Source organism: Clostridium luticellarii (assembly GCF_002995845.1).
Taxonomy (GTDB): Bacteria; Bacillota; Clostridia; order Clostridiales; family Clostridiaceae; genus Clostridium_B; species Clostridium_B luticellarii.
Map to the genome: position 1 here is coordinate 1 of NZ_PVXP01000074.1, position 14,473 is coordinate 14,473.

14 protein-coding genes and 2 riboswitches are annotated in these 14,473 nt (G+C 35.8%); of the genes, 1 reads left to right on the top strand and 13 read right to left on the bottom strand.

All coding sequences use genetic code 11. The annotated features are described in order from the left end of the window. Positions 1 to 397: 397 nt before the first annotated feature. The gene (locus CLLU_RS15775; RefSeq protein WP_106010736.1) at positions 398 to 577 is read right to left on the bottom strand and encodes an aspartyl-phosphate phosphatase Spo0E family protein; all 180 of its coding nucleotides are present in this window, start codon (positions 575 to 577) and stop codon (positions 398 to 400) included. Between the two features lie 162 nt (positions 578 to 739). Here CLLU_RS15775 and add point away from each other — a divergent pair, with 162 nt between their 5' ends. After that, entirely contained in the window at positions 740 to 1,768 is a 1,029-nt protein-coding gene (gene add / locus CLLU_RS15780) for an adenosine deaminase (protein ID WP_106010737.1), read from the top strand. A 95-nt stretch (positions 1,769 to 1,863) separates the two neighbouring features. Here add and sufU read toward each other — a convergent pair whose 3' ends face one another. The 12 genes from sufU to CLLU_RS15840 form a co-directional block, all read right to left on the bottom strand. Continuing rightward, positions 1,864 to 2,313 (bottom strand): Fe-S cluster assembly sulfur transfer protein SufU, encoded by a 450-nt coding sequence (sufU, locus tag CLLU_RS15785; RefSeq protein WP_106010738.1) that lies wholly within the window; start codon positions 2,311 to 2,313, stop codon positions 1,864 to 1,866. Beyond that, positions 2,300 to 3,562 carry a cysteine desulfurase gene (locus CLLU_RS15790; RefSeq protein ID WP_106010739.1) on the bottom strand — a complete coding sequence of 421 codons (1,263 nt, stop codon included), beginning with the start codon at positions 3,560 to 3,562 and terminating at the stop codon, positions 2,300 to 2,302. Before CLLU_RS15790 ends, sufU begins: the two co-directional genes overlap by 14 nt. Continuing rightward, entirely contained in the window at positions 3,555 to 4,730 is a 1,176-nt protein-coding gene (gene sufD, locus CLLU_RS15795; protein ID WP_106010740.1) for a Fe-S cluster assembly protein SufD, read from the bottom strand. The genes CLLU_RS15790 and sufD overlap by 8 nt, the downstream gene beginning before the upstream one ends. A gap of 11 nt (positions 4,731 to 4,741) precedes the next feature. Then, entirely contained in the window at positions 4,742 to 6,148 is a 1,407-nt protein-coding gene (sufB, locus tag CLLU_RS15800; protein WP_106010741.1) for a Fe-S cluster assembly protein SufB, read from the bottom strand. A 30-nt stretch (positions 6,149 to 6,178) separates the two neighbouring features. Continuing rightward, positions 6,179 to 6,925: a Fe-S cluster assembly ATPase SufC gene (sufC, locus tag CLLU_RS15805; RefSeq protein WP_106010742.1), complete on the bottom strand. Its 747-nt coding sequence runs from the start codon at positions 6,923 to 6,925 to the stop codon at positions 6,179 to 6,181. A 267-nt stretch (positions 6,926 to 7,192) separates the two neighbouring features. Continuing rightward, a complete protein-coding gene (locus tag CLLU_RS15810) occupies positions 7,193 to 7,354 on the bottom strand; it encodes a YezD family protein (RefSeq protein WP_242977696.1) in 162 nt (53 codons plus the stop codon). Between the two features lie 113 nt (positions 7,355 to 7,467). Continuing rightward, positions 7,468 to 7,576: riboswitch (SAM riboswitch) on the bottom strand. A gap of 80 nt (positions 7,577 to 7,656) precedes the next feature. Continuing rightward, the gene (locus tag CLLU_RS15815; protein WP_106010744.1) at positions 7,657 to 8,994 is read right to left on the bottom strand and encodes a nitrogenase component 1; all 1,338 of its coding nucleotides are present in this window, start codon (positions 8,992 to 8,994) and stop codon (positions 7,657 to 7,659) included. Next, positions 8,978 to 10,459, bottom strand: coding sequence for a nitrogenase component 1 (locus CLLU_RS15820; RefSeq protein WP_106010745.1), 1,482 nt, complete (start codon positions 10,457 to 10,459; stop codon positions 8,978 to 8,980). The genes CLLU_RS15815 and CLLU_RS15820 overlap by 17 nt, the downstream gene beginning before the upstream one ends. Before the next feature lie 15 nt (positions 10,460 to 10,474). Beyond that, positions 10,475 to 11,308 carry a MetQ/NlpA family ABC transporter substrate-binding protein gene (locus CLLU_RS15825; RefSeq protein WP_106010746.1) on the bottom strand — a complete coding sequence of 278 codons (834 nt, stop codon included), beginning with the start codon at positions 11,306 to 11,308 and terminating at the stop codon, positions 10,475 to 10,477. A 27-nt stretch (positions 11,309 to 11,335) separates the two neighbouring features. Then, positions 11,336 to 12,004: a methionine ABC transporter permease gene (locus tag CLLU_RS15830; protein WP_106010747.1), complete on the bottom strand. Its 669-nt coding sequence runs from the start codon at positions 12,002 to 12,004 to the stop codon at positions 11,336 to 11,338. Next, a complete protein-coding gene (locus CLLU_RS15835) occupies positions 12,001 to 12,780 on the bottom strand; it encodes a methionine ABC transporter ATP-binding protein (protein WP_106010748.1) in 780 nt (259 codons plus the stop codon). Before CLLU_RS15835 ends, CLLU_RS15830 begins: the two co-directional genes overlap by 4 nt. A gap of 189 nt (positions 12,781 to 12,969) precedes the next feature. After that, positions 12,970 to 13,073, bottom strand: a riboswitch (SAM riboswitch). A gap of 81 nt (positions 13,074 to 13,154) precedes the next feature. Then, complete coding sequence (locus tag CLLU_RS15840) at positions 13,155 to 14,336, bottom strand: DUF4317 domain-containing protein (RefSeq protein ID WP_106010749.1); 1,182 nt, start codon at positions 14,334 to 14,336, stop codon at positions 13,155 to 13,157. Between the last annotated feature and the right edge of the window lie 137 nt (positions 14,337 to 14,473).

Genomic DNA, 14,473 nt, shown 5'->3' on the forward strand with positions numbered 1-14,473 from the left:
CTAACAATTTTAGATACATTACGCTAAATATGTAAAACATCATAAATGATGTTTTACTACCGAACATAACATACAATTTATTTCGAAATTACTTTTAGCTGCTTATCGCAGCTCAAAAGAATTGCTGTTTTATTCTCGTATAAGTTTCCTTATATTTATTCTGTTTAATTTTCAAGGATCATCTTAAATTACCTGCCGTCTCTTAAGACAGCTTTTATAGTGTATCACCTGTACATACTTTTGTCAATACATTTTCAAAATAAAATTAACTTCATATGCTAACAATCATAAACTTAAATGTAGAGCATTTAAATCTCATAAACATGAAACAAAATAAAGCTCTCGTTTCCACTACAGCCCTATAGCAATGCACATAAAAACAACTAAAATGCAATTATTATATATTAAAAATTAAATTAGCATTTGAACTGCTTTCACAACAATTCACATTTCTGTAATGAAGATAAATTAGCCTGTCCAACTGTTGACTTATTTCCAATATTTCTCCGCTATATAGAGTTCTACCTCTACCAACCATCGAATTTAACCTTTCTCTTAATTGTTCTATTTGTTCCATAAATTTACCATCTTTCTCATAAATTTTTACAACCTTAATTATTGTATTACTTTATTATATAAATTACAACACCTAACAGAAAATTTTTCATATTTTTTCATATTTAAGCTATATAATATTATTATAACTAAACTAAACAATAAGGAGCGTGCTATAATTATAATGAACATTGATGAAATATTTAAACTCATTCCAAAAGTAGATCTTCACTGTCATTTGGATGGCAGTTTAAGGCCTAAGACTATACTAGACATAGCCCAAAGAGAAAAGATACCCATTTCAGATAATGATTTAGACAATTTTGAGGAAAAAGTTAAAGTTCTCGGAAATTGTAAATCCTTAAAAGAATATCTGAATAAATTCACTCTGCCCATTAAAATTATGCAAAAAGAAGAATACATATACAGGGTAACTACAGAATTACTTGAGGATTCTTGTAAAAAGAATATCAGATATATAGAAATACGGTTTGCACCTTTAAATCATTTAGAAAATGGTCTAAAACCAGAACAGGTTATAAAAACTGTTCTCTCTGCCATGGATTATGGCAGAAAAAATCTAGGTATCATGTCAAATTTAATTCTGTGCATTTTAAGACAAGAGCCTGCTGAATACGGAATAGAGCTCATAAAAAAAGCAAGAAAATTTTTAGATAAAGGCGTAGTGGCCATAGATCTGGCAGGAAATGAATCAGATTTTCCACCGGAAATTCACAGAGAAGCTTTCAAACTTGCAAAAGAGTACGGATTTCACCGTACGGTACATGCCGGCGAAACAGGCATACCGGAAAATATAATGAAATCCATAAAAATGCTGTACGCTGAAAGAATAGGCCACGGTACCTATGCCTACAAAGACAAGCAAATAACCAAATATTTAAAGGAAACAAAAATTCCGCTCGAAGTCTGCATAACCAGCAATATAAATACATCGGCGGTAAGTTCCTATAAAGAGCATCCTATAAAAAGATATTTGGATGAAGGTATTGTTGTAACCGTAAATACGGATAATACCACCGTATCAAATACAGACATAATTCAAGAATTTAAATACCTTGTAGAATATCAACATTTTAATCTGAATGATATAAAAAAGGTCATTAAAAATGGAATAGTTTATTCTTTTGCCTCTAAAACAGATAAGACCAATCTTTTAACTGAATACAATTCCTTTATAAATAATATCAAGTAATTTTGAGGCTCAGATAAAACCTGAGTATAAAACACAAATCCGGTTGATTTTCAGGCAAAACTGAAAATCAACCGGATTTGATATCTGAATATAGCTTATTGAGAAACACCCTTTTTTCTTTTTTTTATAGCTTCCTCCAGTGTATGCCAGGCCAATACCGCACATTTTACTCTGGCAGGCATCATGGATATATTTTTAAGTGCTATTGCATCCTCCAGCTTTTCAAGTTCTTTTTCATCTGTAACTTCTTTTTTTATCATTCCTATAAATGTTTTAACGTAGTTCAATGCCTCTTCAATGGTCTTTCCCTTGATCAAATCTATCATCATGGATGTAGAAGCCTGCGATATGGCACATCCGCTTCCTTCATAGGCCAGATCCTCTATCACATCTCCTTTAAATTTCATGGAGAGGGTTATGTCATCTCCACAGCTGGGATTATGACCTCTTTCCTTTAAATCAGGATCTTTTATCTCTCTTTTATTTGTAGTATCCTGATTATGTTCTGTTATTATCTCAGTGTACACCATGCTAAGATCGTCCATATCCCAACCACTTCCTAACATTTTTAAGTGCCTCTATGAATTGATCTATTTCCTCATAGGTGTTGTAAAAATAAAAACTTGCTCTAGAAGACGCTTGAATTCCCAAATGTTTCATAAGAGGCTGCGCACAGTGATGTCCTGATCTTACAGCTATCCCATAGTTATTTAATATAGTTGCCACATCATGAGGATGAACATCCTTCACATTAAATGAAATAATTCCACCCTTTCCCTTGGCAGTTTTAGGTCCATATACCGTTACATAATCCAAAGCTGAGATTTTCTCAAGAGCATATTCCGTAAGCTCCTCTTCATAGGCCTCAATTTTATCAAGTCCTATTGAATTCAAATAATCAATGGCTGCACCAAGAGATACTGCTCCCTCTACATTCTGTGTACCGGCTTCAAATTTAAAAGGCAGCTCAGCAAACGTGGCATCCTGTTCTGTTACATATTCTATCATATCGCCGCCTCTTAAAAATGGAGTCATGTCAAGGAGGAATTTCTCCTTTCCATAGAGTACTCCTATTCCCATGGAAGCCAGCATCTTATGGCCCGAAAATACGAAGAAATCCGCATCAAGATCAGAAACATCTATCTTCATATGAGGTGTGCTCTGGGCACCGTCCACTATAGCTACAGCCCCTTTTTCATGAGCATATTTTACAATCTCTTTAACCGGATATTTTGTTCCAAGTACATTTGAAACCTGTGCAATAGACACGATTTTTGTTTTATCTGTAATTTTGCTTTTATATTCTTCTTCACTGATTCTTCCATTTTCATCAGTATACATATATTTAAGGACTGCACCTTTAACCTTTGATATCATCTGCCATGGAAGTATGTTGCTGTGATGCTCCGAAATGGCAATTACTATTTCATCACCCTTGCTTACAGCATTCAATCCATAACTATAAGCTATCAGATTTAACGACTCCGTAGTATTCCTGGTGAATATTATTTCAGAAGACTTTTCTGCTCCGATAAAAGCTCTCACCTTCTCACGAGCTTTTTCATAGGCTTCCGTAGAAGTAACTCCCAGATAATGAGCACCCCTATGAGGATTTCCATTTAAATTTTCATTATAATTTTCTACGGCTTTTATAACGGACAATGGTTTCTGAGTAGTGGCTCCATTATCAAAATATACTAGCCTTTTTCCATTTACTTTTATTGAAAGTATGGGAAAATCTTTTCTTATTTTTTCTACATCTAAACCTGTCTGTATTACATTTCCATTACTCATTTATAATCCTCCTTCTAAGTTCTTCAGATAAAAACTTTCTTAAATCCTCCGCAGGAATTTTATCAAAAATAGGACTAAACCTGGCCTCAATAACTAGCTTCTCCGCTTCATCATAATCAAATCCTCTGCTCATCAAATAGAAAAGCTGATTTTCATCTATTTTACCTACACTGGCTGCATGTTCTCCATCTACATCCTCTTCCTGACAAAGAAGCATTGGAATAGTGTCTGTTTTCACCGTTGGATCCAGAAGAAGTACTTCTTCTGCTTGAGATCCCTTTGATTTGGAAGAACCTCTTTTAAAGTCTATATTTCCCTTGAATACTTTTCTGGCTCTGTCTTTCAATACTCCTTCTATAACCATATTGCTTACACTCTTTTTTCCAAAATGATTAGCAGTATAATAGAGATCCTGTCTCCTGTCTCCATCCACCAGATAGGCTGAATATATATCCGAACTACTGTGCTGTCCCTTTAAATCTGAATTGTAATTTGTAACATTTATACTGCTACCTATTTCTACAGTAATCCAGTTCACCTTTGCTTCACTTTCAACCTGGGCCATGTTTGAATCAAAATGAGTTGATTTATCATTCATCCTCTGTATTTTTACAACATTCACCTGGGAACCGCTTTTAGCAAATACCTTTGTCAATCCATTATGAAAAGCAGTGGTTTCTTTCCCCTCAGTATAATAATCTACTATTAAAGTGATTTTACTATTTGGTTCCGCCACAATTATATTTTGATCTATAACTGTAGGATTATGTTCATCTAAATTAAAATTAAGTCTTACGTAGGAATTTAAAACTCTATTTTCAGGAACCTTTATAAATACTCCTGAATTAAATCCATTTTCTGCAAGTCTTACAAAATCCTTTGAAACTGAAGTAGCACCTTTAAAGCTGGAATATTGTGCGAGATTTTCTCCCTCAGCCTGCTGCAGGGTCTTTATGGTTACCTCTTTAAAATCCTCAGTTTTAAAGTCCAGATAATTTCCGTCATATTCCTTTATTTCCGGAAATTCATAATTGTCAATATGAAAATTATTTAGCCCAAGATGTTTCCAGGTAAGCACATAAGCCTGATTTAGTCTAAATTCCTTTTTACCCTGTAATGTGGAAATTATATCTTTATAATTGTTGGATTTCCCCTTACTATCTATCATACAGTACCTCCTTATCCTATAGTTCCCTTTAATTCCAGTTTGATTAAATTGTTCATCTCCACTGCATACTCAAGAGGAAGTTCCTTGGCTACAGGTTCAACAAATCCTGTAACTATCATACCTCTTGCCTCTTCCTCAGTAAGTCCTCTGCTCATAAGATAGAAAATTGCATCGTCACTTATCCTGCCTATTTTGGCTTCATGACCTATATCCACATTGTTGTTTGCCACGCTTATAATAGGTACTGTATCCGATCTGGATTCACTGTCCAGCATCAATGACTCACAGGATACACTGGATTTGGAGTTAACCGCATTTTTTGTAGAACTCAAAAGACCTCTGTAAATTGAAACTCCACCATCTTTGGAAATGGACTTGGAATTTACCACAGATGTGGTATTTGGCGCTGCATGCACTACTTTAGAACCAGTATCCAGATACTGTCCGGCACCTGCAAAGGTTATTCCTGTAAAATCACATCTTGCTCCTTCTCCTCTCAATATACTCATAGGATACAACATGGATACTTTGGAACCAAAAGAACCTGTTACCCATTCTATATGACCATTTTTATCCACTACAGACCTCTTTGTATTTAAATTGTACATATTTCTTGACCAATTTTCTATAGTACTGTACTTTAACGAAGCTCCTTCTCTTATGTAACATTCCACACATCCTGCATGCAGATTATTTACATAATATTTAGGTGCAGAACATCCTTCTATATAGTGAATTCTCGCTCCTTTTTCAACTACTATGAGAGTGTGCTCAAATTGGCCTGCTCCAGGGGCATTTAATCTAAAATAAGATTGAATTGGTATATCAACCTGAACCCCCTCCGGCACATATACGAAGGAACCACCGGACCAAACTGCTCCATGAAGTGCCACAAATTTATGATCTGTAGGAGGTACAAGCCTCATAAAAAGAGGTCTTACCAGATCTTCATAATCCCTTATGGCTGTCTCCATATCCATGTACAAAACGCCCTGCTTTTTTAATTCCTCGCTTACATTATGATAAACCACCTCTGAATCATATTGGGCACCAACTCCTGCCAGAGACTCATGTTCTGCCTTTGGTATTCCCAGTAAATCAAATGTCTTCTTTATATCCTGAGGCACATCTTTCCAATCGTGTTTCATGCTGGTATCAGGCCTTACATAAGTAACTATGTTGTTCATGTCCAGATCTTTAAGATCAGGTCCCCAGGACGGCATTGGCAGCTTATTGTAAATGTCCAGGGATTTAAGTCTGAACTCTCTCATCCAATCCGGATCATTTTTTTCATCTGATATCTCTTCTATTATTTCTCTTGTGAGACCAGAACCAGTTTTATAACTGGATTTATCTTCATTTTTTATATCGTAAATACTTCTTCTTACATCTTCTATATAAGTTTTTTCTTTTTCCAATAAAAACACCTTCCTTATTAAGACAATCCGCTAGACCAGTGCCTTAAACTTATCGTACCCATTTTTCTCTATCTCTTCAGCCAAAGATGCATCCCCTGTTTTGACTATTCTTCCATCTACTAGTATGTGAACATAATCCGGCTTTAAATTCTCCAAAATGCTGTTGTGATGCGTAATTACAAGTATGGAATTATCTTCTGTTCTAAATTTGCTTACTCCCTCCGACACTATTCTAACTGCATCCACATCAAGTCCTGAATCCGTTTCATCCAGCATAGCAAGTTTAGGCTGAAGCACTGCCATCTGAAGTATCTCATTCTTTTTCTTCTCTCCGCCTGAAAATCCCACATTCAAATATCTCTTTGCATAACTTTCATCTATTTTTAAAAGCTTCAATTTTTCCTTCAATAATCTTCTAAAGGCCAATATACCGCTTCTTTCTCCTGTAACAGCAGCTTTAGCACTTCTCAAGAAATTTTCAACAGTTATTCCCTGTATCTCCTGTGGATACTGAAAAGACATAAATATCCCCCGCCTTGCCCTTTCATCCACTTTTAAATCATTTATTTTTTCCCCTTCAAACACTATATCTCCTCCCGATATAGCATAATTGGGATGACCCATTATAGTATTTACAAGAGTAGACTTTCCTGCCCCATTAGGTCCCATTATTGCATGTATCTCACCTGCTTCAATTTCAAGATTGAGTCCTTTCAATATCTCTTTATCCTCGACTTTTGTCCTTAGATTATTTATTGTCAACAATTTTTTTCCCATTTTATCTCTCCTTTATATCCGAGTATTTGAGTCATATTTAATTTCAAAAATCAGATACAATCTATATGAGCACTTAGATGAGATAAATACCCGACTTAAATACTCAACATTGTACCTGATTACATTTTACTATTTATTTAGAGGATAATCAACAATGAAAACATTCATTTTATATTTTCTGTAAAAGTTTTTATTTTCTGATAACATTATCACATCATTTTAAATTGAAGCTGCTTTGTTTTCCCGATAATTAAAACTGTACACTATCTATTTAAGTCTTATTTTTTCTTTAGTTTCTATCTGGATTACTATTCCGTCCTGGATTACTAAAGTTATTGAGCCATAGCTTATGCTTTTTAATGATTCCAATATTTTCTTAATATACTGCTCTGAAATCTGGTTTTTTCCCTGCACAGTCTTTACCCCCATCTTCATATTACCCCCTTTATAATAATCTACAGATAAAAAACTAAAAAATAATCCCCTTCAGAAGAAGAGGATTATTTACTACGATAAACATAAAAGATTAAAATTTTACCTTTACCTCATCTTCCAGAACTGAGTTCTGATGGACTTAGCACCTTACATGTAATGCGCACATGGGTTGCTGAAACTTCATCGGGCCATTCCCTAAGTTTCTCTTGATAAGGATCACCTATTAAATTATTAATTAACATTATATATTAAAACATATCCAGGGTCAATTGATATTTAAATTAAATTTCAGCTTATTATTTATATGTTTCCAATATATTGCTGTATATATCTTCCGCCAGCGTCAATCCACCATTATATCCCACATAGCTCCTGTTTAACACCAGCCTGTGCATAACCGGCAGTGATATATTTACTCCAAATCCATTTAACTCCCGCACCATATCTCTATCCCAGGAACTTCCAAGAATCAGCGGTTTATAGCTGCCATGAGGATATTTCCTCAACCTCTCATGTATTTTCCCTCCATCTATTTCAAATATCACTTTGGATGAAACCCCATCAGATAAGTGCTCAAACTCATGTTCTATTGCCTCTCTATATTCTTCTGGAGTATCATCTGTAATATACTGCTCTCCCGGAACAATTCCAAGTTCATTCACCAAAAATTTGCTGATTCCAAGTGCATAAAAGGAATCCGTTATATTGAAAAATCTATCTGCCATATCATATCTGAACTCTATGAAAAAATCCAGTGATCTTTCAATATAATAATAAAATCTCTTTTCCTCTCTATTTATAAATTCCTCTACATTCTTCTTATCCAATTGAGCAAATTCTGCAACAGTTCTTAAAAAACTGCTGGTCTCCTTCGCCCCTATAGGCAGTACTGGATAATGCAGATAGGGAGTACCATATTTTCCCTTAAGGTGCTTTGCAATATCCAGTCCCACCCAGGGAGAGAGAACCAAATTAAACTGGGCATCGGGAATTGTCCTCCATTCATCCACACCATTGGATTCTGTCCCAAAAAGTATATTTACCTTCAATCCTATTTCCTGGAGTAATCTTTTTATCTCCATCAAATTTCCTGTCCAAAATGAATCCTGATAAGGCAGTACGGACCAGACATTTACAAGTCCTTTTTCCACCTGTGCTTTTTTTTCACCTACAAACTGGTCTATAATGGCTTTAACCACCAGTTCATGTCCTTTAAAATTGCTTCCTTTAAATCCACCTGTTTCCGCATAAACTATTGGGATTCCTCTACTTTTATATTCACCAACTATCTGTCCTACGTCATCTCCTATTATATCCGCAGTACATCCTGTCAAAACTACAAATAGATCGCCCTTTAAAACCTTTAAAGACCCATCTATTACCTGCTTCAATCTTTTTTCTCCTCCAAACACAACTTCTCTTTCAGTCGTATTGGTACACGGGACTGCACTTCCTCCTGAATACCCTATACCTTGATATCCTGACCCAATACTCAGTCCATCATATAATTTGATTCCACAGCCCGGTCCAGAATGTATTATTGGAATAGCCCTTTTAATGGCCAGCACCGACTGCTCTGCTCCCAGTGCACAATAATGTCTGGGCTGTTCAACTATTTTAACTGTCCTGGTCATTATGTTCACCTCCTAAAAAACTATAAGGATCCTGTTTCAACCACCAATCAGTGTAAGGTAATTCGCAATGACTGGCAATATTTTTTACAAATTCTCTGGTTGCCAGTACATCTACTATTTTATTTCCATAATTTATCAAGCCTTCATATCCCAGTCCGAATTGTTCATCCCCCATCAAAAATGTGGGTATGCCCAATTTGGGTCCCCAGGAAGACATGCCGCCGTGTCGGGCTACCAGTAAATCCGGCTTCAATTTATTTAATATATTTACCAATTCAAAAGGCTGCTTATTGCAGATATCAAAATTTTTAATATCCCCATAGCTCTTCACTACATGACCTAAACTGTCACTTCTAGGATCCCGGTTGTCATAGCAGGGATCATGGTGAAATATAGCCGCCCCAACTACATCCATGTGGAGATCTTTTAGAAGTGCTATAAGGCTGTGTCCATGAGCTGCTCCTGCAGTAACATATACTCTTTTTCCTTCCAATTTGCGTCTCAGCTTTTCAAGTGGATCTGCAATTTTATTTTTTTCAGCTTTTATAAGCCTCTCCACTTCCAGTTCTTTTCCTGTAGCCTTTCCCAGTTCTGTGAACCATATATCCGTACCTTGAATTCCATAAGGAGGTGGTGATTTGATTTCAGTTACTCCATATTCCTGCTCCAGCCCGGCAGCCAAATATGTCCCCAGCGTGGGACATATTTGTACTGTAGCTGCAGCTTCAGATATCTTTTCCAGCTGTCCTACAGTTGAAAAGGGGACAATGTAATTGGGTTTCAGGCCTATGCGTCCAAATAAATCGGTAAATATATCACTGCCCCAAAAATTAATCACATTTATCACATCTTTTCTTTTCTCCACCGGCGGTTTGACAATTTTTCGCAGTATTCCATGATATGCAGCGTCAAAACCTGTTGTCCAAATCCTTGATCTGAATCCTTCGCAGGATATATATATTACAGGTATTCCCAACTTTTCCTGCAGCTTATCGGTTGCTCCTTCTACATCATCTCCGATAATTCCAGAAGCACAGGAGGTAGTTACAAAAATTGCTTTTGGGTTAAATCTTCTATAAGCTTCTTCTACAGTTTTTTCCAGTTTGAAAATCCCACCATATATCATATCTTTTTCTTCAAGATTGGTATTTAGCAGCCTGACATTTCTCAAAGGCAGATCTCTTTTTCTCTGTCCTACCCGGTTTGTGAAATTATAATCCTGAAAATCAGCTGAGCATCCTATAGGTGCATGATTTACAACTACCGCATCCTGTATCATAACCAGCTGGCACAATGCATTACCAGAACTGCATCCCAGACATTGGCTGAAACTCCTCCTCTTATCACATAACTTTCCATTTCTGGAACTGCTGCATAATTGTCCAGCAGTTCCACCAAATCCTGTAATTGAACCCAGCCTGGATTCTCTTGTCTCCACTTCTGGTGATTTTATATTAATACTCAATACTATGCCTCCCTTTTAAAAAGCCGGTACTACTGCAACTCCATACTTTTTCTTTATAAAATTCTTTACATCCTCTGAATTAAGTGCCTTTACTATAGCTTTTATTTCCTTCTTATTTTCATCACCTTTTCTCACAACAATAAGATTGGCATAAGGTGACTTGCTGTCTTCCCTGAACAATGCCTTATTGGGATCCAATTTTGCTTCCAGCACAAGATTTGTGTTTATTATTGAACCATCCACATCCGGAAGTACTCTAGGAAGCTGAGCTGCATCAACCTCTGCAAACTGTAAATTCTTTGGATTTTCTGCAATATCCGAAGGTGTAGCACTGTAATTGGCTATTCCGGATTTCAATTTAATCAATCCCTGTGTTTCAAGAAGTTTCAATGCTCTATATTCATTAGACGGGTTATTAGGTATGGCAATTTTAGAGCCACTTTTAAGCTCATCCTTGGATTTAATTTTATTGGAATAAAATCCTATAGGTTCTACATGAACTTTTCCTGCCACTGCAAAATCATATCCTTTCTCCTTAGCTACGGATTCTAAATAAGGCAGATGCTGAAAATAATTTGCATCTATCTGTTTTTCCTGCAAAGCTGGATTTAACTGATCCTCGTCATCAAGTACCACCACATCCAAATTAATTCCTTCTTTCGCCAGAGCAGGTTTCACATGATTTAAAATTTCCGCATGTGGTACCGCTGCAGCTCCTATCTTCACTGTAACACTCTTGCTCTTGCCGCCTTCGCTGCTTGTGCTCTTCGAATCACTGCTGCTCCCGCAGCCTGAAAACAATCCTACTGCCAGCACCAGTATCAATGATATTACACTTTTCTTTTTCATATTAATCCATCTCCCTTAAAATAATAGTCAGTCAAACTTATACCTTTTTTTATTCAAATATCTAGAAATATGGTCTCCTGAAAACTGTATGATCTGCACCAGACAAATTAACAGTACAACAGTAGCTACCATAATATCTTTACGAAATCTTTCATAGCCAAAGCGTATTGCCAGGCTTCCCAGGCCTCCTGCCCCTATGGCCCCGGCTACAGCAGTAAATTCAATAATGGATATTATTGAGATTGTAATTCCTCTTACAAGAGAAGGCAGTGCTTCCGGTATTAAAACCTTCCATATGATTTGAAAAGGCTTTGCCCCTACAGCCAAAGCTGCTTCAATCTTTCCCCATTCCACCTCTTCTACGGACGTTTCAATAATTCTAGCTAAAAAAGGTGCTATTCCTATGGATATTGGAACAATAGCCGCTTTCATTCCCAAAGTAGTTCCCACAACCAATCTGGCCAGCGGCAGCAGAACTACAATCAATATTATGGAGGGAAGAGATCTTATGGCATTTACTATAGCTGCCAGCACCCTGTTTAATTTTTCATGCTCCAGAATATGACCTTTTTTAGTAACAACCAGTATAATTCCAAGCGGAAGACCTATCAGCAGTGCTATACAGCCTGATATAATTACCATTTCTATAGTTTCTGTCAATCCTTTGAGAATCAACATTTTGAAATCATCAGTCATATTACCTCGCCTCCAGTACAGTCAGCACTTGTATTGAAATTTCTCATTATTTTCACAAACTTTTTAGCAGTATCACTTTTAGGATTCAAAAATACCGAATTTGTACTTCCTGTTTCTACAATCCTGCCTTCTTCAATTACCGCCATATTATTGCATATATACTTAACTACATCCAATTCATGAGTTATAAGAAGAATGGTCAAATTAAGTTTTTTATTTATATCTCTCAAAAGCTCCAATATGGAATAGGTCGTCTGCGGATCAAGGGCCGAGGTGGCTTCATCGCTTAAAAGCACATCCGGTTCATTGGCAAGAGCTCTGGCTATACCCACCCTTTGTTTCTGGCCTCCACTTAACTGGGCAGGATAAGAATCAATTTTATCACTTAACTCCACTAAATTTAATATTTCATGTACCCTGTCTCTTATCTTTTCCTCGGAATAACCGGATATCTTCAAGGGAAAAGCTATATTTTTATATACAGTCATTGAATCAAATAAATTAAAATCCTGAAATATTATGCCAATTTTCTTTCTGGCCTCTCTAAGCTCGTCTTTATCCATGGCTGTAATATCTTTATTGCCAATTATAACTGTCCCTGAAGTGGGTTCCTCGAGCCTATTTAAGCATCGTATCATAGTGGACTTTCCAGCCCCGCTAAATCCTATTATTCCAAAAACATCTCCTTTTTCAATTTCAAGGTTTATATCCTTCAGCACTTGAACATCTCCCTTGGGAGTGCTAAACGTTTTACTCAGATTTTTTACACTTATCATATAATTGTTTTTCTCCCCCTCTCTAGAATTTAATCCAGCCATATTAAAGCAGAACAAAAAAAGAGACTAAAATCCTATAAAAAAAATAGAATTCAGTCTCCAGTTTTTCTGGTCAACCTTTAAAAATTATCCTTATTTAATTAAAATAAAAAACCCAGGAAAATCCCTGAGTCTACATTCTCAATGATTTCCTCATCTTTCAGCTTTACACTGCAGGAATTAGCACCAATGCATCAATCTGTGCTGGTTGCCGGGCTTCATAGGGCCTTTCCCTCCACCTCTCTCAATAAGTTCATTTAATATTCAATATTGTACTACTTTGTTATTTATTATATCAACCATATTAAATTATGTCAACATATCTCATAAAAATTCTAAATATATTCTTCTATCTTTTCAGTTTCCAGATTGAGTCCATTTACAACCATATCCTCTTTTAACTCTATAAGGAGGCATTTTTTCCCTCTTTTATCCACTACCTGTTTTACACTGCTCAGATCCTGAGGTCTTATGGTTATACTTGTATTTTCATTTTCGATCTTTATAGATTTGCTTTTGAAATCAGGAACCACATTTCTTGCTTTAAACTCATAATTTTCTCCACATACTTCCTGAAAAGCATTTTTAACAGATTCTACATTTTTCACACCACTTTCACTAAGCACTCTGGCCACTTCATTTACATCCAAAGTAGGATCCTCTTCTTCATCTTCTTCAAGTTTTCCACTTATTCTCTCATATACATCCTGCATGACATCCGGCTTTATTTTACCCCCTACTGCTGCACCTAATACAGTATTAAAATTTTCTTTTTCCTCTGCAGCTGTAGGTTTTATAGTGCACTCCAGCACCTTTTCTACAAAAGTTCCATTGATCTGTTTCGCCTTTGAAGAATAATATATTACCTTATTTACATCTACATACTGAGATGTAAAACTTGGAAACATAAATCCATCCAGCGGTGAATTCAAATTTATAGTCATATCCAGTGCGGAATTTGGTTTGAATTTCATCTCGGCATAATCAAATTTTAATACCTTCTTTGGAATTTCCACTTTATTCACACTGCACAGTATAAATTCCACAGCTTGTACATAATCTTCTGCTTCACTGTTTTCCTCACCCCTATTTTTTTTGCCGCCGCTGTAATATTCTGCTCTTATAAAATTTATCACTACATCTGTATCATAAGTATAATTTTGTGATATTTTATCTACTATTTTATCCCCAAATTCAGCTGTGCTCTCCTTGGAATTCAAAGCACCATACAATATCTGCTGCGTACTTTCACTGACTTCAATACCTTTTTCCTCATTCAACTCTTTAAAATCCAGTTCAAATATCTTGGAATCCAGAGATCCTGTAAGCACTTTTTTAAAATTGTTCAGATACAGCTCTCTTTTTTCTACCTCCATCATTTCAAAATGTTCCAATTCTCTGGTTATTATTTCTCCATTGTCCTTTTTGATATATACGCTGTAAACTTCTTTAATAGGCAGCATATAACTTCCCAGTTTAAACTCTTTTCTTATATCTGCCAGATCTTTTTTATTCATTTTTACATCTCCGCTCCATCAAATTAAGTAACTCTATATGTACATACTTATTTTAACAAAATATAATAATATTTGCTATAAATAAATTACTATAGTACAAATATAAAATTTTTGATACAATACATATAGTATATTTA